This window comes from Streptomyces sp. XY006, from assembly GCF_002237655.1.
GTDB lineage: Bacteria > Actinomycetota > Actinomycetes > Streptomycetales > Streptomycetaceae > Streptomyces > Streptomyces levis.
The window spans coordinates 70,500-92,162 of sequence record NZ_NOKT01000034.1 but is presented as its reverse complement, the minus strand read 5'-3'; the positions used below and the strand labels follow the sequence as shown (position 1 = coordinate 92,162).

Sequence of the window (21,663 nt, the reverse complement as noted above, 5' to 3'; positions counted from 1 at the left end):
CCCGCCCGGAGCCACGCCGCCCGGAGCCACGCCGCCCGCAGCCACACCGCCAGGCGCCACCCCGCCGCCGGCTCCGGTGCCCGCGCCCCAGGTGCACGCCGCGCCGACCATCGTCGCGCCCTTGAACACCCCGCCCGCCGGCTCCCCGGTCCCGCCCCCGGCCCCGGCCCCCGCGCCGTACGGCCAGCCGGGCCAGCAGCCGCCGCAGCCGCCGCCGTACGGCCAGGCCCCCGGCCAGACGGCCCCGCCGCCGCCCGGATACGGCCAGCCCCAGGCACCCCAGGCCCCCGCCCCGCCGCCCGGTTACGGCCAACCCACCCCGCCCCCGGGCTACGGCCAGCAGCCGCCGTTCGGCCAGGCCCCCTACGGCGCCCCGCAGCACGGCGTCCCCCAGCCCGGCGTTCCCCCGCACGGAGTCCCGCCGCAGGGCGTCCCGCAGACCGGGGCCGGCCAGGGCCCGGGCGTGGCCGCCGCGCTCCAGCAGTTCAAGGAGACCCCCACCGGGCAGCGCTGGACGCAGCAGAACAAGAAGCTCGTCCGGGTCGACCTCGGCATCGGCGGACAGCCCGTGCTGGCGCGGCAGGGCAGCATGGTGCTCTACCAGGGCAAGGTCGACTTCAGCTACAAGGGCGCGGGCTTCGCCGGCCGGATCGTGGGCAACGCGACCGGCCAGGAGATGCAGCTGATGCGCTGTACGGGCCAGGGGCAGGTCTTCCTCGCCGAGAACTCGACGATGCTGCACCCCATCGAGCTCCAGGGCGACGCCGTCTGCGTCTCCGCCGAGAACGTGCTCGCCTTCGACGAGAGCCTCCAGTACGAGGTCCGCCGCATCGAGGGACACGGCATCCCCGGCGGCGCGCTGTTCACCATGCAGTTCCAGGGCACCGGCACGATCGTCGTGAAGACGCACGGCACGCCCGTGGTGCTGCCCGTCACGCCCACCACGTTCGCCGACTGCAACGCCGTGGTCGCCTGGTCGGCCGCCGCCCAGGTCGTCGTCTCCAGCCAGGTGCGGATGCGCCGCAACGCCTACCCGGGCGACACCGGCGAGAGCGTCAACCTCCAGTTCCGGGGCGCACCCGGCAACTTCATCGTCGTCCAGCCGTACGAGGTCTGAGGGAGCCCGTCATGACACAGCAGCTCGCGGGCCACGCCCCCGCACCCGTCACCGCCCGCATGGAGAACCACGGCAACCACATGCTGAAGGTCGCCATGCAGACCGGGAACGACCTCCTCGCGCGCGTGGGGTCGATGGTCGCCTACGAAGGGTTCGTCCAGTACGAGCCCAACCCGCCGGCCGTACGCCAGATCGCCAAGGACTGGCTGACCGGCGAGGGCGCGCCCCTGATGAAGTGCTCCGGCGACGGCCTGCTCTACCTCGCCGACTACGGGGCGAACGTCGTCGTGATCAACCTCGACGGCGACGGCATCTCCGTCAACGCCACCAACCTGCTCGCCTTCGACGCCCACCTCACCTGGGGCGTGGAGCGGGTCAAGGGCCTGGCCAAGTTCGCCGGGCAGGGCCTGTGGAACACCAAGATCTCCGGGCAGGGCTGGGTGGCGCTGACCTCCCGGGGCAAGCCGATCGTCGTCGACTGCGGCGGCGGCGAGGACGAGACGTACGTCGACCCCGACGCGCTCGTCGCCTGGTCCCCGAACCTCAAGGTGAAGGGCAAGCGCAGCTTCCGGGCCCAGTCGCTGATCGGCCGCGGCAGCGGCGAGGCCTACCAGATGGCCTTCTCCGGTCAGGGCATCGTCGTCGTCCAGCCCAGCGAGGACAGCACCGACCGTCTCCGGTTCCGGGGCTGAGGGGGAGCCAGAACGTCATGCAGAGCCCGATTTTCGCCTACAACGAGCAGCAGACCCAGGAACGCTGGAGTCTGCAGAACAAGCAGATGCTGCGCGTCGCCCTGGAGGGCCACGACGACATCCTGGCCCGCAAGGGCACCATGGTCGCCTACCAGGGGCTCGTCGAGTTCGACGCCGAGTACCAGAGCAACGACCAGGCACGCACGCGTGCGCACACGGGCGAGGGACTCGACCTGATGCGCTGCCACGGGCAGGGCACGGTCTACCTCGCCAACCTCAAGCAGCACGTCCACGTGATGGACGTGGACCAGGACGGCCTCACCGTCGACAGCAGCTACGTGCTGGCGATGGACTCCTCCCTGCACCACGAGGTCATCGCCGTGGACAGCCTCTACGGCATCTCCGGCTCGGGGAAGTACCAGCTCAACATCTCCGGCCGGGGCAAGGTCGCGCTGATGACCTCGGGCATGCCGCTGCTGATGCACGTGACGCCCGACAAGTACGTCAACTGCGACGCCGACGCGATCGTCGCCTGGTCGACCAGCCTGCGGGTGCAGATGCAGGCCCAGACGCACTCCTCGGGCGTGTGGCGCCGCCGCGGCAGCACGGGCGAGGGCTGGGAGCTGAGCTTCATGGGCACGGGCTTCGCGCTGGTGCAGCCCAGCGAGCTGCTGCCGCCGCAGAACGCCCAGGTCGGCTCGGGTCTCGCCGCGCAGTACGGCATGGGCCAGCAGGGGGCGCGGGGGCAGAACCAGGGGAACGTCTGGAGCTGAGTGCTTCGTGCCCCGCGGTTCGGCCGATCGGGTGAGGAGGCGGGGGACGGTGTCGGCCGCGGGCCGGTCGTCGCCGGTCGCGCAGTTCCCCGCTCCCCTGAGGGGGCGGCCGGCTGCGCGGCCGCCCCGACATCAGCTCACTTCGTGAGCCTCGCCCGGGTCGACGCCAGCAGTCGCACCACCGAGTCGTCCGCCACGTCCGCCACCTCGTCGTAGGCGAACCAGCGCACGTCGAGCGACTCGTCGCTGATCGCGTGCGCGGCGCCGGGCGGTGCCACGACGGCGTACTGGACGTCGAGGTGCCAGTGGCACGGCGCCGGGATCGGGTGCCGGTCCAGGCGCACCGGGCCGCCCGGCAGCAGGGCCAGACCCGAGACGCCGGACTCCTCCGTCGCCTCGCGCAGGGCCGCCGCCGCCAGGGTGGCGTCACCGGGCTCGCAGTGGCCGCCCATCTGCAGCCACATCTTCAGCTTCCTGTGCAGGGTGAGCAGCACCCGGCCGCCCTCGGGGTCGATCACCAGGGCGCTGGCCGTGATGTGGCCGGCGTGGCAGGCCTTCCAGAGGCCGTCCGGGTGATCGGCGAGGTGGTCGAGGTAGGCCTGGCGCAGCTCCGGCTGGTCCTCGTAGCTCTTCAGCACGTGGACCGCGTCGTCGTACAGGCTCACCCGGCGTCGTCGCCCTTGTTCTCGTCCGGGCCCTCGTCCTTCTTGCGCAGGTCGGGCTTGTCCGCCGCCTCGCCGAGCATCTTGTCCAGCTCGGAGAAGTCGATCTGCTCGCGGTGCACGAAGCCGTCCGGGTCGTCCAGGTCGGTCGCCGTCGGCAGCATGTCCGGGTGGTGCCACAGGGCGTCCCGGCCGTCGACACCGCGCGCGTCCGTGAGCGAGGCCCACAGACGGGAGGCGTCCCGCAGCCGGCGCGGGCGCAGCTCCAGGCCGATCAGCGTGGCGAACGTCTGCTCGGCCGGGCCGCCCGAGGCGCGGCGGCGGCGCAGCGTCTCGCGCAGCGCGTCCGCGGACCCCAGGCGGGGCTTCGCGGCCGCGTGGACCACCGCGTCGACCCAGCCCTCGACGAGCGCCAGCGCCGTCTCCAGACGGGCCAGAGCGGCCTTCTGCTCGGGCGTGTCCTCGGGCTGGAACATGCCCTGCTGCAGCGCTTCCTGCAGCTGCTCGGGGTTCTGCGGGTCGAACTGGCCGACCACGTCCTCCAGCTTGGCCGTGTCGACCTTGATGCCGCGGGCGTAGCCGTCGACCGCGCCGAACAGGTGCGAGCGCAGCCACGGCACGTGCGCGAAGAGGCGCTGGTGGGCGGCCTCGCGCAGGGCGAGGTAGAGCCGTACCTCCTCCTGGGGGACGCTGAGGTCCTTGCCGAACGTCTCGATGTTCACCGGCAGCAGCGCGGCCTTGCCGGCCGGGCCGAGCGGCAGGCCGATGTCGGACGAGCCGACGACCTCGCCCGCGAGCACGCCGACGGCCTGCCCGATCTGCGTGCCGAACATGGCGCCGCCCATCGAGCGCATCATGCCGATCAGCGGGCCGGCCATGGCCTGCATCTCCTCCGGCAGGACGTCGCCCATGGCGGTGCCGACGCGCTCGGCGACCGGGTCGACGAGCTCCTTCCAGGCGGGCAGGGTCGCCTCGACCCACTCCGCGCGGCTCCAGGCCACGGCGGAGCCGGCGCCCGACGGCAGGGACGTGGCGTCGTCGAGCCACAGGTCCGCCAGGCGGACGGCCTCCTCGACGGCCCGGCGCTCGGCGGGGCCGACGCTGCTGTCCTTGGTGCCGTCGGGGGAGCCCTGGGAGACCGTCTGGCGGGCGATCTGCTTGGCCATGTCCCAGTTCACCGGGCCGCCCTCGTAGGAGAGCATCTGGCCCAGCTGCTGGAACGCGGCGCCCAGGTCGTTGGGGTTCAGAGAGCCGAACATGGCTGCGAACGGATTGTCCGCACCGGGGCCACCGGGGCCGCCGCCAAAGCCTCCGGCTCCGGGCAGGCCGCCGAAGCCGAACGGGTTGGCCGGTCCCTGACCACCACCGCTCTGCTGGTCCTTCTTCTTGCCCTCGTCGCCGTCGTCCGGCTCCTCCGGCGGAAGGCCGAATCCGAATGGGGTGTCACTCACGGGATTCCTCGGCTGGTAGGGCCGCCGGTTCTTTCCGGCGGCACGGCTGCCCGACAACACCACCCAGCGTAGACACCCGGGGCGGATCGGGCCTCGGTGCTTCGCCGACTGACGGCCTGCGGCAGGATGGATGCCACCTGGTACGCACGCGTCGCTCGCGCTCGTACTGAAGACAACCGCTGGAGACGCCCGGTGAGTTCCCCAGATCCGCAGGTTCGCGCAGCGCGAAACCAGTCAACCAGTTCCGCGCGTCCCGCGGGGCGTGGCCCCGTGGTCGCGGTCACCGGCGCCGCGTACGGCGTCGGAGCGCTGCTGACCGAGCAGCTCGCGGCGTCCGACGAGGTGAGACAGGTTCTGGCCATCGACGAGCGGCGCGGGGAGTGCGCCGCCGCGCAGTGGCACATCCTCGATGTGCGGGATCCGGCCATCGCCGACAAGCTGCGCGGCGCCGACGTCGTGGTGCACCTGGCACTGGATCTCGACCTGGAGACCGACGCCGCCGCCCGAACGGCCTACAACGTACGGGGGACACAGACGGTCCTGACGGCGGCAGCGGCGGCCGGAGTGCACCGGGTCGTGCTGTGCACCTCGTCGATGGTCTACGGCGCGCTGCCGGACAACGAGCTGCCGCTGTCGGAGGACGCCGAGCTGCGCGCCACGGCGGAGGCCACGGGCGTCGGAGACCTGCTGGAGATCGAGCGGCTGGCCCGGCGGGCACCGCGGGCCCACCCGGGGCTGAACGTCACCGTGGTGCGGCCGGCCGTTCTGGTCGGCGGCACCGACACGGCCCTGACCAGGTATTTCGAGTCGCCTCGGCTGCTGGTCGTCGCCGGGTCGCGGCCCGCGTGGCAGTTCTGCCACGTCGAGGACCTGTGCAGCGCGCTGGAGTACGCCGTCCTGGAGAAGGTCGACGGGGAACTCGCCGTCGGCTGTGACGGGTGGCTGGAGCAGGAGGAGGTCGAGGAGCTCAGCGGGATCCGCCGGATGGAGCTGCCGTCGGCGGTGGCGCTGGGCGCGGCGGCCCGGCTGCACCGGATCGGCCTCACGCCCTCCCCGGCGGGGGACCTGGCCTACACGATGTACCCCTGGGTGGTGAGCGGCAGCCGGCTGCACGACGCCGGGTGGCGGCCGCGCTACACGAACGAGGAAGTGCTGGCGCAACTCCTGGAGGAGGTCTCCGGACGGCACACCGTCGCCGGACGGCGACTGGGCCGCAAGGACGCGACGGCCGCGGGCGCCGCGGGCGCCACGGTGGCGCTGCTGGGCGCGGCGGCGGTGGTACGGCGCGCCCGGAAGGCACGGCGGCGTATCTGACGGGCGCCGCGCCGCGCCTTCGGACCGGCCCTGCGCGCCCTGTAGAACACTTCGACGCGCTCCCTGCAGAACACTCCGATGCGCTCCCTGTAGGACACTCCAACCTCCCCGCGCGCGTGCCGGTCGATAGCTCTATTTCGTGCTGTCGGTCCCGTGCGGCACGATGGGGCCATGGCATCCACGAGCGATCACCCCGGTGAGCGGGCAGCGCAGGACCCCGTCAAGCTGATCGGGATCCGGGACACGCCCCTGTCCGTGGACGAGGTGTTCCGCGCCGTCGGGGACGACGCGTCCGGCGGCACCGCGCTCTTCGTGGGCACCGTGCGCAACCACGACGGCGGCGCCGACGTGGCGGAGCTCGGCTATTCGTGCCACCCCAGCGCCGAGGCCGAGATGCGGCGGATCGCCGAGAAGGTGGCCGCCGAGTTCCCGGTGCGGGCCCTGGCGGCCGTGCACCGGGTGGGCGACCTGCGGATCGGGGACCTCGCCGTGGTCGTCGCCGTCTCCTGCCCCCACCGCGGCGAGGCCTTCGAGGCCTGCCGCAAGCTCATCGACGACCTCAAGCACGAGGTGCCCATCTGGAAGCACCAGAGGTTCTCCGACGGCACCGAGGAGTGGGTCGGCGCCTGCTGATCCGGGGAGCCGTCCTCCGGTTGCGTAACCCCACCCCTGGCGTGAGCGTTGTCACTGCGGATGGTTAATCTGCTGATCAGTCAGTTCGCGGACGCTCGATGGGGTTGGAGGTCGGCATGGCGGCGCTCGCCTGGTTGCTGATTCCGCTTGTGGCTGCGATCGGCGCGGGGCTGTGGGGAAGTTGGGCCAACCGGACCCGCAAGGTCCGTAACGACGGCCCGGAGCTCATCGGCTACGCCCGCTTCCGCGAGGCGATGGAGAAGCCCCGCCCGGGCAGCTGAAGACCGAAGAAACAGCAGGTCACACGCGTGTGAGTGTACAGGGCCGCCCCGGACGGGCGGCCCTGACGGTGCGCTGACAGGACCGTCCCGTACTGTCGAGTCATGCCACGCCGCACCGCGACGATGCTCGCCTCCACCCTGATGCTGATCGCGCTTCTGTGCGCGGGAGTGTTCATCCCCGTGCCGTACTCGGAGATGTCCCCGGGGCCGACGGTGAACACGCTCGGCGATCACGACGGCGAGCCGGTGCTGCAGATCGCGGGACGCAAGACGTACGCCACCAGCGGCCATCTGAACATGACCACGGTCCGGGTCACGAGCGCGGACTACCGGATGAACCTGGTCGAGGCCGTCTACGGCTGGCTCGCGCACGACAACAAGGTCGTGCCGCACGAGACGCTCTACCCGGACGGCAAGACCGAGGAGCAGTCCACCCAGGAGAACGCCGAGGAGTTCAGCCAGTCCCAGGAGAGCGCCAAGGTCGCCGCGCTGAAGGAACTCGACGTGCCGGTGAAGTCGTGGGTGATCGTCTCGACGGTCGTCAAGGGCTCCCCGGCCGAGAACAAGCTGCACGCGGGGGACGTGATCAAGGCCGTCGACGGCACGGCCGTCAAGCAGCCGGCCGACGTCGCGAAGCTGGTCACCCGGCACGAGCCCGGCCAGGACGTCCGCTTCACCATCGTGCCCGCCAAGGAACAGGCCGCGGCCGAGAAGGAGAAGCGGACGCCGACCCGGACCGAGGACATCACGATCACCACCACGACGTCCGACGACGCGGGGGAGAAGCGCGCCATCGTCGGGATCTCCGCCGGGACCGACCACACGTTCCCGTTCACCATCGACATCAAGCTGGCCGACGTCGGCGGACCGAGCGCCGGCCTGATGTTCGCGCTCGGCATCTACGACAAGCTGACCCCGGGCAGCCTGACCGGCGGCAGGTTCGTGGCCGGCACCGGCACGATCGACGACCAGGGCAAGGTCGGCCCGATCGGCGGCATCGAGATGAAGACCGTCGGCGCGCGGGCGAAGGGCGCCCGGTACTTCCTGACGCCCGCCGACAACTGCGCGGCGGCCGCCAAGGACACCCCCGAGGGCCTCACGCTCGTCAAGGTGAACACCATCCAGGACGCGCTCGGCGCCCTGAAGGACATCCGCAGCGGCGACACCGCGGACCTTCCGAGGTGCGGCACGTAGCGAACGGGCGGCAGGGGGCCCGGCGCAGCGGGCCCCTGCCACGGTGCGGCAGGTAGACGAGAGGGCGGCCGGGCCCCTCTCCCTCGCGGCTACTCCTCCTCGAAGGTCGCGGACAGCGCCTCCGCCAGGCCCGGGACCAGGTCGGAGCCGGTCAGCACCTCGGTGGGCGTGTCCTTCTCGCGCAGCCGCAGGGCCGAGTCGCGGGTGCCGTCGCGCAGCACCGCGACCGTCATCCGGACCTCCTGACGGTCCGGGTGCTCCGCCACCCACTTCGTCAGCGCCGCCCCGGTCAGGTCCTTGGGGACCTGGGCCTCGGCGGACGGGGGCAGCATCAGGCGCTCCACGGCGAGGGCGCAGCCGGCCACCGCGTCGGGCCAGGCGATGGTGGCGAGGAACTCGTCGAGCGGCTTGCCCGTTGGAATCTCGTCCTGCTCGATCGGGGTGAGGCCGGAGTTCTCCGGCTCCTCGCCCAGACCGAGGCGGTCCGCGAGCGAGGGCTGTTCGGCGCGCAGCCGTGCGGTGTCGACGAGGGCGAAGAGGCGGGCCGGCTGGTCCCAGCCGAGGCCGGAGACGTACTCGTCGATCTCGAGCACGGCCCGGGTGAGCGGGTTCGCAGCCATGGGAGTGTTGGACATGGTCACAATCCTCTCTCGTTCCTGGCCGGAATCGGGAACCGAGTAAACGGTGAGTAAGTTGCATAGGTGGGGGCCCACGATCACGGGGGCCACGGACGGCCCGTGAAGACGCGGGCCCGACGAATCAACAGCGAACTTCGAGGTGCGCACCTTGGCTTTCCAGATGCCGGACCGCGGCGGAGGCCCGACAGGGCCGCGGATGAGAGTGGGCCGCCCGTCCCGGCGTGTCCGGACCCTGCTCATGACGCTGGGCGTCCTGGCCGTCCTCGGCATGGCGTTCACCATGTTCGCGGGGTTTTGGACGGACTGGCTCTGGTACCGGTCGGTGAACTACTCGTCGGTCTTCACCACCACCCTGTGGACGAAGATCGGGCTCTTCTTCGTCTTCGGCCTGCTGATGGCCGTCGCGGTCGGCGTCAACATCTGGCTGGCGCACCGGCTGCGGCCGCCGCTGAGCGCCATGTCGATGGAGCAGCAGAACCTCGACCGCTACCGCATGGGCATCGCGCCCTACAAGAAGTGGCTGCTCTTCGGCATCACCGCCCTGGTGGGCCTGATCGCCGGCGCCTCCGCGTCCGGCCAGTGGCGCACCTGGCTGATGTGGGTCAACGGCGTGCCCTTCGGGCAGAAGGACCCCCAGTTCAAGCTGGACGTCTCCTTCTACGCCTTCGACCTGCCCTGGTACCGGTTCCTGCTCGGCTTCGGCTTCGCCGCCGCGATCCTCTCCGTGATCGCCGCCGCGCTCACGCACTACCTCTACGGCGGGCTGCGCGTCACCAGCCCCGGCGCGCGCGCCACGGCCGCGGCCACGGGACACCTGTCCGTGCTCATCGGGATCTTCGTCGCCCTGAAGGCGGTCGCGTACTGGCTCGACCGGTACGGGCTCGCCGTGAAGTCCAGTGACTTCCGGGCGACGGACAACTGGACCGGTCTGCGCTACGTCGACGCCAACGCCTACCTGCCGGCCAAGACGATCCTGTTCTGCATCGCCGTCATCTGCGCGCTGCTGTTCTTCGCCACCCTGTGGCGGCGCACCTGGCAGCTGCCCGTGATCGGCTTCGGCCTGATGGTGCTCTCCGCGATCCTCATCGGCGGCCTGTACCCGGCGATCGTGCAGAAGTTCCAGGTCCAGCCGAACGAGCAGGCCAAGGAGGCGCCGTACGTCGAGAAGAACCTGGAGGCGACGCGCAAGGCCTACGGGATCGACGGCACCAAGGTCACGGACTACACGGGCACGAGCACGACCGAGGACAAGACCAAGCTCCGCGACGACGTCGACGCCACGGCGAGCATCCGGATCATGGACCCGAACATCGTCTCGCCGACGTTCCAGCAGCTCCAGCAGATCAGGAACTACTACGCGTTCCCGAACAACCTGGACGTCGACCGCTACGCCAAGGACGGCAAGGACCAGGACACGGTCATCGGCCTGCGTGAGCTGAACCTCGCGGGCATCCCGAAGAAGAACTGGATCAACAACCACTTCCGCTACACCCACGGATACGGAGTGGTCGCCGCCGAGGGCACCAGCGCCGACGCGCAGGGCCGTCCGAACTTCACGGAGTCCGACCTGCCCTCCGAGGGCGACCTCGGCACGTACGAGCAGCGGGTCTACTACGGCGAGAAGACCACCACGTACTCGATCGTCGGCGGTCCCCAGAAGGAGATCGACTACTCCGACGACAACGGCGAGAAGACCACCAGCTACAAGGGCGACAGCGGGGTCAACCTCTCCAACCCGGTCAACCGGGCCGCGTACGCGGTGGCGTTCGGCGAGCCGCAGATTCTGTACTCCGGCGCCATCGGCGACGGTTCGCGGATCCTGTACAACCGCACGCCCAAGGAGCGCGTCGAGGCGGTCGCCCCCTGGCTGACCATCGACGGCGACGCCTACCCGGCGGTCGTGGACGGCCGGATCCAGTGGATCGTCGACGCCTACACGACGACGAACGGCTACCCGTACTCCTCGCGCACGACCCTCGGGGACACCACGGCCGACTCGCTGACCGCCACCAACGACAACCGCGCGGTGGTGGCCCAGCAGAACCAGGTCAACTACATCCGCAACTCGGTGAAGGCGACCGTCGACGCGTACACCGGCGAGGTCAAGCTCTTCCAGTGGGACACGAAGGACCCGGTCCTCAAGACCTGGATGAAGGCCTTCCCCGACACGGTGGAGCCCAAGAGCGACATCTCCAAGTCGCTGATGGACCACCTGCGTTACCCGCAGGACCTGTTCAAGGTCCAGCGGGAGCTGCTCACGCGCTACCACGTGAAGGACGCGACCACGTTCCTCAGCGGCAGCGAGGTGTGGCAGGTGCCGGACGACCCGACGAACCGGTCGGGCAACGCGGTGCCGCCGTACTACCTGAGCATGAAGATGCCCGACCAGCAGGCGCAGGCGTTCTCCCTGACGACGACCTTCACGCCCAACGGCCGGGACAACCTCAGCGCGTTCATGGCGGTCGACGCCGAGGCGGGCACGAGTGACTACGGCAAGATCAGAATCCTGAAACTGCCGACGAACACCACGGTCAACGGACCCAAGCAGGTCCAGAGCCAGTTCAACTCCCAAGAGGACATCGCCGAGTCCATCAGGCTCCTGAGAGGCGGCGACTCCGAAGTCGAGTACGGCAACCTGCTGACGGTGCCGCTGGACGGCGGACTGCTCTACGTGGAGCCGGTCTACGTCCGCGGTGGCGGGCTGAAGTACCCGCTGCTGCGCAAGGTGCTGGTCACCTACGGAGGCCAGACCGCCTTCGAGAACACGCTCGACGAGGCCCTCAACAAGGTCTTCGGAGCGGAGGGCGCGACGCCCGAGCCACCGGAGGAGGGCGACACGCCACCGCCGCCGACGTCCGAGAACCCGACGGTCCAACAGGCCCTGCAGGACGCCCAGAAGGCGTTCGACGCCGGCCAGGAGGCCCTGAAGGAGAACGACTGGGAGGCGTACGGCCGGGCGCAGAAGGACCTGGAGGACGCTCTGCAGCGGGCCGAGGACGCGCAGGCCGAGGCGAGCGGATCGGGCTCGGGTGCCGGGGGCGGCGAGAGCAAGCCCAGCGGCAGCCCCAGCCCCAAACCGAGCAGCTAGGCCCTGGCCTGGTGAAATGCCCGTCCCGCGCCGTGATACGGTAGTGAACACAACGGCGCGGGGTGGAGCAGCTCGGTAGCTCGCTGGGCTCATAACCCAGAGGTCGCAGGTTCAAATCCTGTCCCCGCTACTGAAGTCGCGATGTCCGAGTGACGGAGCGGCCACGAAGGCCCGGATTCCACAAAGGAATCCGGGCCTTCGTGATGTGTGAACGCATGTATGGGTGCAGGTTACGGCCGCGCCGCCGGGGGGAGTTGGGCGATCTGTGTTTGACTTGTCTCTCTGTGGGCATGTCGACAAAACGCTGTAGTGACCTCACTGGCTGCGGTATACCAGGTGTACCCAGGTTGCAGGTGGTGCGACGATGGACGTTATGGGGGACAAGGCAACTCTGTTCGAGACAGGGCGTTTTGTGCAGCCTTCCAGCCGGGAGGACACCGAGACCCCGGACGAGACCGGGGAAATCGCCGACGAGGCGGCCGAAGAGCTGCGTCAGCGGCTCGCCGCGGAGGCCGGCGACGTCGAGGCGATGAGTGTCCTCGGGGCCATGCTGCTGCGCCGTGGTGATCTCGACGGTGCCGAACCCCATCTGCGTGCCGCCACCGCGGCGGGCGACCGGGCCGCCGCCAACAATCTGGGCGTCCTGCTCCACCAGCGCGGCTACGCCGACGAGGCCGCCGGCTGGTGGCGGATCGCCGCCGTCGCGGGATCGGCCGCGGCCGCGCACGCCCTCGGGCGGCACCACCGCGAGCGCGGTGACGAGCCCGCCGCCGAGTACTGGCTGCGCCAGTCCGCCGAGCAGGGCCACACCCTGGGTGCGTACGCCCTCGCCGACCTGCTGGAGCACCGCGGTGACGCGGCGGCCGAGCAGTGGATGCGCGTGGCGGCCGAGCGCGGGCACCGCGAGGCCGCGTACCGGCTGGCCCGGGCCCTGGACCGGAAGGCGGCGCGGGAGACCGACGCCGACAACGGTGTCCAGGCACCCGAGGAGGCCGAGCAGTGGTACCGGCAGGCCGCCGCGCGCGGGCACCGGCGGGCCGCCCTGCACCTCGGGTCGATCCTGGAGCGGCGCGGTGAGCTCAAGGAGGCCGGGCGCTGGTACCTGACGTCCGCCAAGGACGGGGAGGCGCGGGCCGCCTGCGCGCTCGGGTTCCTGCTGCGCGACGCGGGCGACACGGAGAACGCCGCCGTGTGGTGGCTGCGTGCCGCGCAGGACGGCGACGGCAACGCGGCGAACGCGCTGGGCGCGCTGCACGCCGAGCGGGGCGAGACCCAGACCGCCGAGCGGTGGTACCGGGCCGCCATGGACGCGGGCGACGTGAACGGCGCGTACAACCTCGGGCTGCTCTGCGCCGAGCAGGGGCGCACGGCGCAGGCCGAGCAGTGGTACCGGCGCGCGGCGTACGCCGGGCACCGGGAGGCCGCCAACGCGCTGGCGATCCTGCTGCTGCAGGGCGGGGACGAGACGGGTGCGGAGCCGTGGTTCTCCAAGGCCGCGGAGGCCGGGAGCGTGGACGCCGCGTTCAATCTCGGCATCCTGCACGCCGGGCGCGGCGAGGACCGGGCCGCGCTGCGCTGGTACGAGCGGGCCGCCGCGGCCGGGCACACCGAGGCCGCGCTGCAGGTCGGCATCGCGCGGCTGCGGGACGGCGACGAGCAGGAGGCCGAGCGGCACCTGCGGTGTGCGGCCGGGGGCGGAAGCGCGGAGGCCGCGTACCGGCTGGCGACCGTGCTCGACGCCCGGCGGCCGCCGGAGCCGGCCCACGAGCTCGGCGAGCCGGTGCACCGGCGCAGCGAGTGCGAGGAGTGGTACGAGCGGGCTGCCTCTCAAGGGCACCGGCGTGCCCAGGTGCGGGTCGGCATGCTGGCGGCGGCCCGGGGCGACGTCGTCGAGGCGGCCCGGTGGTACCGGGAGGCGGCCGAGGCCGGGTCCCGCAACGGCGCGTTCAATCTCGGGTTGCTGCTGGCCCGGGAGGGGAGTGAGCCCGAGGCCGCGGTGTGGTGGACGCGGGCGGCCGACGCCGGTCACGGACGGGCGGCGTTGCGGCTGGCCCTGGTCTACGCGCGTCGGGGAGAACTGGCGGAGGGCCAGCGCTGGGCCGACCGAGCCGTGTCCCTGGGCCCTGGCTCGGTGACGGAACGCGCGGCCCGACTCCGAGACGCATTGCGCCAGGAACTCTCGGCCTGACCGCACCGACCGACCCGAGCCCGGCCCGCCCCTGGCAGGCCGGGCCCCGGCGGTCCCCGGGAGGTCGGCCGGCCCCTGGCCTGCCGGGTCCATCCGGGTCGGCCGGCCCCGAGGCTGGCCTGCCCCCGGTGGGCCCGGCGATCGGCTAGGCCCTGGGCATCCTGCCCCCTCGGTCGGCCGGCCCTTGGTCGGCTGGGTCCATCCGGTCAGCCTGCTCCCGCCCCGGTCGCCCCCCAGGGGTCGGCTCCGGGTCCATCTCGGTGGGCTTGCCACCAGTCGGGCCGGCTCCACCCCCGGTGGCCCCGGGCTGTGGGGCGAGGGGGCGGCGTTAAGCGATTTGCATCCGTGCTCGGTCTTGACGTAACGTTGCATTCACCGACGCGGGGTGGAGCAGCTCGGTAGCTCGCTGGGCTCATAACCCAGAGGTCGCAGGTTCAAATCCTGTCCCCGCTACTGAAGGCCGAGGGCCGGAATCCGAAAGGGTTCCGGCCCTCGGTGTTTTCCAGGGTCCGGCCGGGCCTGGCCGTAGCCGTAGTGGTGCGGTCCGTGTGAGCAGGGAAAAGCCCCGGCACCTCAGGTGCCGGGGCTTTCACGTGCGTAGGGCTAGGCCGCCGCGCAGTTCGGGCAGACGCCGCGGTACGTCACCTCGACCTCCGAGACCGTGAAGCCGAAGCGCTCCGAGGCCGGGAGGTCCGCCAGGGGGTTGCCCACCGGGTGGACGTCGCGGATCGCGCCGCACTGGGCGCAGACCAGGTGGTGGTGCGGCCGGTGGGCGTTCGGGTCGTACCGCTTGGCGCGCTGGTCGGTGGAGACCTCCAGCACCTCGCCGAGGGTCACGAGCTCACCGAGCGTGTTGTAGACGGTCGCCCGGGAGATCTCGGGCAGCTTGGCGACGGCCCGGGCGTGGACCTCGTCGGCCGTCAGATGGACGTGTTCGCCGTCGAGGACCTCGGCCACGACGCGCCGCTGCGCGGTCATCCGCCATCCGCGTCCGCGCAGGCGTTCCAGAAGGTCACTCATGGCCAACAGCCTAACAGCTAAGGGGACCAGGTCCCGAACAGGTGTGAGATTAGAGTCTCGCTTGCTTTAGACAATGTCTATTGTAGGATCGAGAACGGCTTTGGCCAAGGGACAGGTTTGGTCAGGAATGGTGCAGGAGGCGCACGTGACGCAGGGACCGCTTACGACGGAGGCCGGGGCTCCGGTCGCCGACAATCAGAACAGCGAGACCGCGGGCGTCGGCGGCCCGGTGCTCGTCCAGGACCAGCTCCTGCTGGAGAAGCTCGCCCACTTCAATCGCGAGCGGATCCCGGAGCGCGTGGTGCACGCCCGCGGCGCCGGCGCCTACGGCACCTTCACGGTGACCGCCGACGTCACGCCGTACACCCGCGCGGCCTTCCTCTCCGAGGTCGGCAAGCAGACCGAGGTCTTTCTGCGCTTCTCGACGGTGGCCGGCAACCTGGGTGCGGCGGACGCCGTCCGTGACCCGCGCGGTTTCGCGCTGAAGTTCTACACCGAGGAGGGCAACTACGACCTCGTCGGCAACAACACCCCGGTGTTCTTCATCAAGGACGCCATCAAGTTCCCCGACTTCATCCACACCCAGAAGCGCGACCCGTACACCGGCTCGACCGAGGCGGACAACGTCTGGGACTTCTGGAGCCTGTCGCCCGAGTCCACGCACCAGGTGACCTGGCTGTTCGGCGACCGGGGCATCCCGGCCTCCTACCGTCACATGGACGGCTTCGGCTCGCACACCTTCCAGTGGAGCAACGCGGCCGGCGAGGCGTTCTGGGTGAAGTACCACTTCAAGACGGACCAGGGCATCAAGACCCTGACCAGCGCGGAGGCTGCCCGGCTCGCCGGTGAGGACCCCGACTCCCACCAGCGCGACCTGCGCGAGGCCATCGAGCGCGGCGAGTACCCGAGCTGGACCGTCGGCGTGCAGATCATGCCGGTGGCCGAGGCGGCGACGTACCGCTTCAACCCGTTCGACCTGACCAAGGTCTGGCCGCACGCGGACTACCCGGTCGTCGAGATCGGCAAGCTGGAGCTCAACCGCAACCCGGAGAACATCTTCGCCGAGGTCGAGCAGTCGATCTTCAGCCCCGCCCACTTCGTGCCGGGCATCGGCCCCTCCCCGGACAAGATGCTCCAGGGTCGCCTCTTCGCCTACGGCGACGCCCACCGCTACCGCGTCGGCATCAACGCCGACCACCTGCCGGTGAACCGCCCGCACGCCACCGTGGCGCGCACCCACTCCCGTGACGGGGTCCTCTACGACGGCCGTCACGGAGGCGCGAAGAACTACGAGCCGAACAGCTTCGGCGGCCCGTTCCAGACGGACCGTCCGCTGTGGTCCGCCACGGCCGTGAGCGGCGCCACGGGCAACCACCCGGCCCCGGTGCACGCCGAGGACGACGACTTCGTCCAGGCGGGCAACCTCTACCGGCTCATGTCGGAGGACGAGAAGGAGCGCCTGATCGCGAACCTGGCGGGCTTCATCGCCAAGGTCTCGCGCGACGACATCGTCGAGCGGGCGATCGACAACTTCCGTCGGGCCGACGGCGACTACGGCAAGCGGCTGGAGGCCGCGGTACAGGCCCTGCGCGGCTGAACTCCAGCACTGGACCGCTTGCGGTAGTGGACGGGCCGGGTCCCCTGAGGGGGCCCGGCCCGTTCGTGTGCTCCCGTGCCGTCAGGCGGGCACCTGCTGACGTGCCGGTGCCCAGCAGCGGATGATGTCGCGGACCGAGACGACGCCGGCGGGCTCGTCGCGGTCCAGCACGATGAGATGACGGAAACCGCCGTGCGCCATGGCGCCGGCCGCCTCCTCCAGGGTCCAGGTCGGGGCGGCGAAGACGACGTCGTTGGTGGTGTGGGCGTGGGCGCGTTCGGTGTCCGGGTCCTGGCCCCGGCCCACGGAGTTGAGGATGTCGCGTTCGGTGAGGATGCCGATGCCACCGGCGTCCGGGTCGAGGACGATGGCCGCGCCGACCTTGCGGGCGGACATCAGCGCGGCGGCCTGGCGCAGTGTGTGGGCCGGGCCGATGGTGAGGACGACGGTGCTCATGGCGTCACGGACGAGCATGGATGGAGCCACCTCCTGGGAGTGTCCCCGCCTTTGTTCCACTTTTCACAAGTTCACAAGTGGGGGGACTCTCAGGGTGGCAGGCAAAGGGAGGGTCAACAAGAGGGCGTTCAGTAGCGCTGGTTGAGATATCCGAGCAACTCGTCGTGCAGCAGGCCGTTCGATGCGGCCGCGTTGCCGCTGTGCGGGCCCGGGCGGGCGTCCAGGCCCGTGAAGGTGCCGCCGGCCTCGGTGACGACGATCGCGGTGGCGGCCATGTCCCACAGGGACAGCTCCGGCTCGGCGCACATGTCGATCGAGCCCTCCGCGACCATCATGTACGGCCAGAAGTCGCCGTACGCGCGCGTGCGCCACACCGCACGGGTCAGGTCCAGGAAGCCGTCCAGGCGGCCCTGCTCCTCCCAGCCGCTGAGCGAGGAGTACGCGAAGGAGGCGTCGGAGAGCTGCGAGACGCGGGAGACGTGCAGCCGGGAGGCCTTGGTCAGGGAGCGGCCGGTGAAGGCGCCGTGGCCCTTCGCGGCCCACCAGCGGCGGCCCAGGGCGGGGGCGGAGACGACCCCGACGACCGGCTGGAAGCCGCCCTCGCCGGCCTCCATGAGCGAGATGAGCGTGGCCCAGACGGGGACGCCCCGGACGTAGTTCTTGGTGCCGTCGATCGGGTCGATCACCCAGCGGCGCGGGCCGGTGCCCTCCACGCCGTACTCCTCGCCGAGGATCGCGTCCCGGGGGCGGGCGCGCTGGAGCTGGCCGCGGATGAGCTCTTCCGCCGCCTTGTCCGCCTCGCTCACCGGGGTCATGTCCGGTTTGGTCTCGACCTTGAGGTCGAGGGCCTTGAACCGGTCCGTCGTCGCGGCGTCGGCGGCGTCCGCGAGGACGTGAGCGAGACGCAGGTCGTCGAGGTAGTCGGGCATGTGACGAACCTATCTGCCGAGGTGGGGCTGGGGCCACCGGGGGTTTTGTGAGGGGTTCGGCGGCGCGGCCCGGCAACGCTGCAACACCCCGCGCGACACGGCCGAAACGCGCCCCTGCGAGCGCTCGCGAACCCTTGACAGTGGTCCCACCCGCGTCAAATCTGGGCGCAGAGCCGCTCGCCCCAAGGGGAGGCGAAGATGCCTGCAGCGCGGGAATCTCTACTGGACGCCGCTTTCGCGGCGCTGGCGCGCCGGCCGTGGTCCGCCGTGCGGATGGTGGACGTGGCGGCTGCGGCCGGAGTGTCCCGGCAGACGCTGTACAACGAGTTCGGCAGCAAGGACGGCCTCGCCCGGGCGCTCGTGCGCAGGGAGGCCGACGGCTATCTCGCCGGGGTCGACCGCGCGCTGGCGGCGCACAGCGACCCGCGCGACCGGATCACCGCCACCGCCGAGTGGGTCACCTCCGCGGCCCGGGACAACGCCCTCGTCCGCGCCATGGTCACCGGCTGCTGGAGCGAACGCCTGCCGTCGCCGACCCTGTCGGCCGTCCCGTCGACCTCAGCCGTGCCGGCCCAGCGCCGCGCCGACGGACCGTTGCCCACGCCCGGCGACTTCGTCTCGCTCGTGCGCGACCGGGCCGTGACCGTCCTGGCCGGACCCGGCGCGCTCAGGTCCGACACGGCCGACCTGGCCCGCTCCTGTGAACTCGCCGTCCGGCTGGCCCTGTCCTGCGTGGCGGCGCCCCCGGGCGAGGGCGGCGTGGCCGACCTGGTCCGCAGCGCCCTTCACCGGCGGGCCGGCTGACAGAGGGTCAGTGCGCGGACCCCGACAACTGCAGCCCGATGACACCGATGATGACGAGGCTGATGGACACGAGCTTCAGCGTCGACACCAGGTCGCCCAGGAACACCATGCCGTAGATGGCCGTCCCCGCCGCCCCGATGCCGGTCCACACCGCGTAGGCGGGCCCCACGTCGAGCTTCTTCAGCGACAGGGTCAGCAGACCGAAACTGCCGAGGGCGAAGATGCAGAACGCGATCGTCGGCCACAGCCGTGTGAAGCCGTGCGACAGCTTCAGGCACACGGCGAAACCGGTCTCGAGCAACCCGGCCACGATGACCAGCAGCCACGCCATCTGTCGTCCTCCCGTAGCCCACGTTCAGTGACCGCTTCGTCTCGTTTTGCTCTGGCTTGCATCCGGCTTGGTGCGATTATGCACTTACCGTCCGCACGGCAGGACAAACAACGCGGAGGTCAGTCGCCTTCCGTGCGCTCCCGCGTGGCCAGCAGCCGGCGCAGCGAGTACAGCCGTGCCGGGTCCGCGTGCCCCTCGGCCACCCAGGCGTCCAGGGCGCAGTCCGGCTCGTCGTGACTGCAGGCGCGCGGGCAGCCCTCGGTGCCCGGCTCCAGGTCGGGGAAGGCGTGGATGACCCGGGACGGGTCGACGTGGTTGAGCCCGAAGGACCGCACGCCCGGAGTGTCGATCACCCAGCCGTCGCCGCCGGCCAGCGGCAGCGCCAGCGCCGAGGTGGTGGTGTGCCGGCCACGGCCCGTCACCGCGTTCACGTGCCCGGTCGAACGCCGCCGCTCCTCGGGCACCAGCGCGTTGACCAGGGTCGTCTTGCCGACCCCGGAGTGCCCGACGAACGCGGTGATCCTGCCGTCGAGCTGCTCGCGCACCCGGGCGACGGCGGCGCCGCTCTCCAGTTCCGCGCGACTCGTGACGACGTACGGAATGTCGAGGTCGCCGTAGAGCTCCAGCAGCTTCTCCGGCGGGGCGAGGTCCGACTTGGTCAGCACCAGCAGCGGTTCCAGGCCACCGTCGTAGGCCGCGACCAGGCAGCGGTCGATCAGGCGGGGGCGGGGCTCCGGGTCGGCCAGGGCCGTGACGACGGCCAGCTGGTCGGCGTTGGCGACGACCACGCGCTCGTACGGATCGTCGTCGTCCGCCGTGCGGCGCAGCACGGACGTGCGCTCCTCGATGCGCACGATCCGCGCCAGGGTGTCCTTCTTCCCGGACATGTCGCCCACGAGGGCGACGCGGTCGCCGACGACCGCGGCCTTGCGGCCCAGTTCCCGGGCCTTCATCGCCATGACGACGCGGTCCTCGACGAGGCAGGTCAGGCGGCCCCGGTCGACGGTGAGGACGAGGCCCTCGGCGGCGTCCTCGTGCTTGGGCCGGATGTTCGTCCGCGGCCGGGTGTTCCGGCGGCCCGGGCGGGTGCGGATGTCGTCCTCGTCGGTGTGCTTGCCGTAGCGGCGCATGACCTGGTCCCCGCGTCCTACGCCCCGAGCATCCCGGTCCACAGGTCGGGGAAGTCGGGCAGGGTCTTGGCCGTCGTCGCCACGTTCTCGATCTGCACGCCCTCCACCGCCAGGCCGATGATCGCGCCGGCCGTGGCCATGCGGTGGTCGTCGTAGGTGTGGAAGATCCCGCCGTGCAGCCGGCGCGGGCGGATGTGCAGGCCGTCGGCCGTCTCCGTCACGTCACCGCCGAGCTCGTTGATCTCCTTGGTCAGCGCCGCCAGCCGGTCCGTCTCGTGCAGGCGCAGGTGGGCCACGCCCCGCAGGGTCGACGGGGAGTCGGCCAGGGCCGCGACCGCAGCGATGCCCGGGGTCAGCTCGCCGACCTCGCTCAGGTCGACGTCGATGCCGTGGATCGAGCCGGAGCCGGTGAACACCAGCCCGTACTCGGTCAGTTCGCAGGAGCCGCCCATCTCGGTGAAGATCTCGCGGAGCCGGTCACCGGGCTGGGTGGTGCGGGCCGGCCAGTCCGGGATGGTGACCCTGCCGCCCGTGACCAGGGCCGCCGCCAGGAACGGCTGCGCGTTGGACAGGTCCGGCTCGATCACCAGGTCCCGGCCGAGCAGGGCGCCCGGCGTGACCCGCCAGACGTTCGGCTCGCCGCCCGACTCGGGGGTGTCCACCTGGGCGCCGACCGCGCGCAGCATGTCCACGGTCATGCGGATGTGCGGCAGCGAGGGGAGCGTGGCGCCGGTGTGACGGACCTCGACGCCCTGGTTGAAGCGCGGGCCGGACAGCAGCAGGGCGCTGACGAACTGCGACGAGGAGGACGCGTCGATCGCGACCGGGCCGCCGTCCAGGGCACCGCCGCCGTGCACGGTCAGCGGCAGCGCGCCGCGGCCGTCGTCGTCGATCCGGGCGCCGAGCTGACGCAGCGCGTCGATGACGCCGTTCAGCGGGCGCTCGTAGGAGCGGGGGTCGCCGTCGAAGCGGACGGGGCCGTCGGCGAGCGCGGCGACGGGCGGCAGGAACCGCATCACCGTGCCGGCGTTGCCCACGTCGACCGTGGCCGGGCCGCGCAGGCCCGTGGGCAGCACCCGCCAGGCCTCGCCGGTGCCGTCGGGGCCCACGCCCTCCTCGATCTCGATGCCCATCGCGCGCAGCGCGCCGGCCATCAGCAGGGTGTCGCGGGAGCGCAGCGGGCGGCGCAGCCAGCCGGGCTCGGAGGCGAGGGCGGCGAGCACGAGGGCGCGGTTGGTGACCGACTTGGACCCGGGCACGTGGACCGTCGCGTCGACGGCTCCGCTCGCGTGCGGGGCGGGCCAGAGGGCGGTGTCTGCGGTGTTCGGGACCATGCCTTTACTTTATAAGCAGGCGGTGGTCCCA

The 21,663-nt window shown here is 71.4% G+C and carries 20 protein-coding genes and 2 tRNA genes; 13 read left to right on the top strand and 9 right to left on the bottom strand.

Annotated elements, in window-relative coordinates:
- From CHR28_RS31695 to CHR28_RS31685, 3 genes are all read left to right on the top strand, one after another.
- Window positions 1-1,117 (top strand): AIM24 family protein (locus tag CHR28_RS31695; protein WP_256984514.1); only part of this gene is annotated, 1,117 nt, incomplete at its 5' end.
- Window positions 1,118-1,128: 11 nt separating this feature from the next.
- Window positions 1,129-1,809, top strand: a complete 681-nt coding sequence (locus CHR28_RS31690) for an AIM24 family protein (protein ID WP_094057157.1) — start codon at window positions 1,129-1,131, stop codon at window positions 1,807-1,809.
- 17 nt (window positions 1,810-1,826) lie between these two features.
- On the top strand, window positions 1,827-2,582 hold the full coding sequence (locus CHR28_RS31685) for an AIM24 family protein (RefSeq protein WP_094057156.1): 756 nt from the start codon (window positions 1,827-1,829) through the stop codon (window positions 2,580-2,582).
- Between the two features lie 137 nt (window positions 2,583-2,719).
- Here CHR28_RS31685 and CHR28_RS31680 read toward each other — a convergent pair whose 3' ends face one another.
- Both CHR28_RS31680 and CHR28_RS31675 read right to left on the bottom strand, forming a co-directional pair.
- Entirely contained in the window at window positions 2,720-3,247 is a 528-nt protein-coding gene (locus CHR28_RS31680) for an NUDIX hydrolase (RefSeq protein ID WP_094057155.1), read from the bottom strand.
- The gene (locus tag CHR28_RS31675) at window positions 3,244-4,695 is read right to left on the bottom strand and encodes a zinc-dependent metalloprotease (RefSeq protein ID WP_094057154.1); all 1,452 of its coding nucleotides are present in this window, start codon (window positions 4,693-4,695) and stop codon (window positions 3,244-3,246) included. The genes CHR28_RS31680 and CHR28_RS31675 overlap by 4 nt, the downstream gene beginning before the upstream one ends.
- Window positions 4,696-4,887: 192 nt before the next feature.
- Here CHR28_RS31675 and CHR28_RS31670 point away from each other — a divergent pair, with 192 nt between their 5' ends.
- The 4 genes from CHR28_RS31670 (at window position 4,888) to CHR28_RS31655 (ending at window position 8,117) form a co-directional block, all read left to right on the top strand.
- Window positions 4,888-6,009, top strand: a complete 1,122-nt coding sequence (locus tag CHR28_RS31670) for an SDR family oxidoreductase (protein ID WP_094057153.1) — start codon at window positions 4,888-4,890, stop codon at window positions 6,007-6,009.
- Between the two features lie 171 nt (window positions 6,010-6,180).
- A complete protein-coding gene (locus CHR28_RS31665; protein WP_094057152.1) occupies window positions 6,181-6,642 on the top strand; it encodes a molybdenum cofactor biosynthesis protein MoaE in 462 nt (153 codons plus the stop codon).
- A gap of 116 nt (window positions 6,643-6,758) precedes the next feature.
- A complete protein-coding gene (locus CHR28_RS37875) occupies window positions 6,759-6,923 on the top strand; it encodes a hypothetical protein (RefSeq protein ID WP_179272620.1) in 165 nt (54 codons plus the stop codon).
- Window positions 6,924-7,025: 102 nt separating this feature from the next.
- Window positions 7,026-8,117, top strand: coding sequence for a YlbL family protein (locus CHR28_RS31655; RefSeq protein WP_094057150.1), 1,092 nt, complete (start codon window positions 7,026-7,028; stop codon window positions 8,115-8,117).
- An 89-nt stretch (window positions 8,118-8,206) separates the two neighbouring features.
- On the opposite strand, the gene CHR28_RS31650 is transcribed toward CHR28_RS31655, so the two are convergent.
- A complete protein-coding gene (locus CHR28_RS31650) occupies window positions 8,207-8,752 on the bottom strand; it encodes a PPA1309 family protein (protein WP_094057163.1) in 546 nt (181 codons plus the stop codon).
- Between the two features lie 163 nt (window positions 8,753-8,915).
- Between CHR28_RS31650 and CHR28_RS31645 the strand changes: the two genes are divergently transcribed.
- The 4 genes from CHR28_RS31645 to CHR28_RS31630 all read left to right on the top strand — a co-directional run bounded on the left by CHR28_RS31645 (window position 8,916) and on the right by CHR28_RS31630 (window position 14,484).
- Window positions 8,916-11,843 carry a UPF0182 family membrane protein gene (locus CHR28_RS31645; protein WP_256984515.1) on the top strand — a complete coding sequence of 976 codons (2,928 nt, stop codon included), beginning with the start codon at window positions 8,916-8,918 and terminating at the stop codon, window positions 11,841-11,843.
- A gap of 56 nt (window positions 11,844-11,899) precedes the next feature.
- Window positions 11,900-11,973, top strand: a tRNA-Met gene (locus tag CHR28_RS31640).
- A gap of 234 nt (window positions 11,974-12,207) precedes the next feature.
- On the top strand, window positions 12,208-14,031 hold the full coding sequence (locus tag CHR28_RS31635) for a tetratricopeptide repeat protein (protein ID WP_179272619.1): 1,824 nt from the start codon (window positions 12,208-12,210) through the stop codon (window positions 14,029-14,031).
- Between the two features lie 379 nt (window positions 14,032-14,410).
- Window positions 14,411-14,484: transfer RNA gene (locus tag CHR28_RS31630), tRNA-Met, on the top strand.
- Window positions 14,485-14,634: 150 nt separating this feature from the next.
- Here the strand turns inward: CHR28_RS31630 and CHR28_RS31625 are convergent.
- Entirely contained in the window at window positions 14,635-15,051 is a 417-nt protein-coding gene (locus tag CHR28_RS31625) for a Fur family transcriptional regulator (RefSeq protein WP_094057147.1), read from the bottom strand.
- Window positions 15,052-15,196: 145 nt separating this feature from the next.
- On the opposite strand from CHR28_RS31625, the gene CHR28_RS31620 reads away from it, so the two are divergent.
- Complete coding sequence (locus CHR28_RS31620; RefSeq protein ID WP_179272618.1) at window positions 15,197-16,648, top strand: catalase; 1,452 nt, start codon at window positions 15,197-15,199, stop codon at window positions 16,646-16,648.
- 81 nt (window positions 16,649-16,729) lie between these two features.
- Here CHR28_RS31620 and CHR28_RS31615 read toward each other — a convergent pair whose 3' ends face one another.
- Window positions 16,730-17,122, bottom strand: a complete 393-nt coding sequence (locus tag CHR28_RS31615; RefSeq protein ID WP_094057145.1) for a CBS domain-containing protein — start codon at window positions 17,120-17,122, stop codon at window positions 16,730-16,732.
- A 110-nt stretch (window positions 17,123-17,232) separates the two neighbouring features.
- Window positions 17,233-18,033 carry a histidinol-phosphatase gene (gene hisN, locus CHR28_RS31610; RefSeq protein ID WP_094057144.1) on the bottom strand — a complete coding sequence of 267 codons (801 nt, stop codon included), beginning with the start codon at window positions 18,031-18,033 and terminating at the stop codon, window positions 17,233-17,235.
- Window positions 18,034-18,231: 198 nt separating this feature from the next.
- Here hisN and CHR28_RS31605 point away from each other — a divergent pair, with 198 nt between their 5' ends.
- Window positions 18,232-18,837, top strand: coding sequence for a TetR/AcrR family transcriptional regulator (locus CHR28_RS31605; protein WP_094057143.1), 606 nt, complete (start codon window positions 18,232-18,234; stop codon window positions 18,835-18,837).
- Between the two features lie 7 nt (window positions 18,838-18,844).
- On the opposite strand, the gene CHR28_RS31600 is transcribed toward CHR28_RS31605, so the two are convergent.
- The 3 genes from CHR28_RS31600 to aroA form a co-directional block, all read right to left on the bottom strand.
- Window positions 18,845-19,168, bottom strand: coding sequence for a DMT family transporter (locus CHR28_RS31600; RefSeq protein WP_094057142.1), 324 nt, complete (start codon window positions 19,166-19,168; stop codon window positions 18,845-18,847).
- Window positions 19,169-19,287: 119 nt separating this feature from the next.
- Complete coding sequence (gene rsgA, locus CHR28_RS31595) at window positions 19,288-20,298, bottom strand: ribosome small subunit-dependent GTPase A (protein ID WP_094057141.1); 1,011 nt, start codon at window positions 20,296-20,298, stop codon at window positions 19,288-19,290.
- A 17-nt stretch (window positions 20,299-20,315) separates the two neighbouring features.
- Window positions 20,316-21,632: a 3-phosphoshikimate 1-carboxyvinyltransferase gene (gene aroA, locus CHR28_RS31590; protein ID WP_094057140.1), complete on the bottom strand. Its 1,317-nt coding sequence runs from the start codon at window positions 21,630-21,632 to the stop codon at window positions 20,316-20,318.
- Window positions 21,633-21,663 lie beyond the last annotated feature (31 nt).

Excerpts from the sequence above, each read along its gene's own strand:
- CHR28_RS31615 (WP_094057145.1), bottom strand. The coding sequence starts at position 17,122 with ATGCTCGTCCGTGACGCCATGAGCACCGTCGTCCTCACCATCGGCCCG.
- CHR28_RS37875 (WP_179272620.1), top strand. The coding sequence starts at position 6,759 with ATGGCGGCGCTCGCCTGGTTGCTGATTCCGCTTGTGGCTGCGATCGGC.
- CHR28_RS31600 (WP_094057142.1), bottom strand. The coding sequence starts at position 19,168 with ATGGCGTGGCTGCTGGTCATCGTGGCCGGGTTGCTCGAGACCGGTTTC.
- CHR28_RS31605 (WP_094057143.1), top strand. The coding sequence starts at position 18,232 with ATGCCTGCAGCGCGGGAATCTCTACTGGACGCCGCTTTCGCGGCGCTG.
- CHR28_RS31685 (WP_094057156.1), top strand. The coding sequence starts at position 1,827 with ATGCAGAGCCCGATTTTCGCCTACAACGAGCAGCAGACCCAGGAACGC.
- rsgA (WP_094057141.1), bottom strand. The coding sequence starts at position 20,298 with ATGCGCCGCTACGGCAAGCACACCGACGAGGACGACATCCGCACCCGC.
- CHR28_RS31650 (WP_094057163.1), bottom strand. The coding sequence starts at position 8,752 with ATGTCCAACACTCCCATGGCTGCGAACCCGCTCACCCGGGCCGTGCTC.
- hisN (WP_094057144.1), bottom strand. The coding sequence starts at position 18,033 with ATGCCCGACTACCTCGACGACCTGCGTCTCGCTCACGTCCTCGCGGAC.
- CHR28_RS31645 (WP_256984515.1), top strand. The coding sequence starts at position 8,916 with ATGCCGGACCGCGGCGGAGGCCCGACAGGGCCGCGGATGAGAGTGGGC.
- CHR28_RS31665 (WP_094057152.1), top strand. The coding sequence starts at position 6,181 with ATGGCATCCACGAGCGATCACCCCGGTGAGCGGGCAGCGCAGGACCCC.
- CHR28_RS31625 (WP_094057147.1), bottom strand. The coding sequence starts at position 15,051 with ATGAGTGACCTTCTGGAACGCCTGCGCGGACGCGGATGGCGGATGACC.
- CHR28_RS31690 (WP_094057157.1), top strand. The coding sequence starts at position 1,129 with ATGACACAGCAGCTCGCGGGCCACGCCCCCGCACCCGTCACCGCCCGC.
- CHR28_RS31655 (WP_094057150.1), top strand. The coding sequence starts at position 7,026 with ATGCCACGCCGCACCGCGACGATGCTCGCCTCCACCCTGATGCTGATC.
- CHR28_RS31635 (WP_179272619.1), top strand. The coding sequence starts at position 12,208 with ATGGACGTTATGGGGGACAAGGCAACTCTGTTCGAGACAGGGCGTTTT.
- aroA (WP_094057140.1), bottom strand. The coding sequence starts at position 21,632 with ATGGTCCCGAACACCGCAGACACCGCCCTCTGGCCCGCCCCGCACGCG.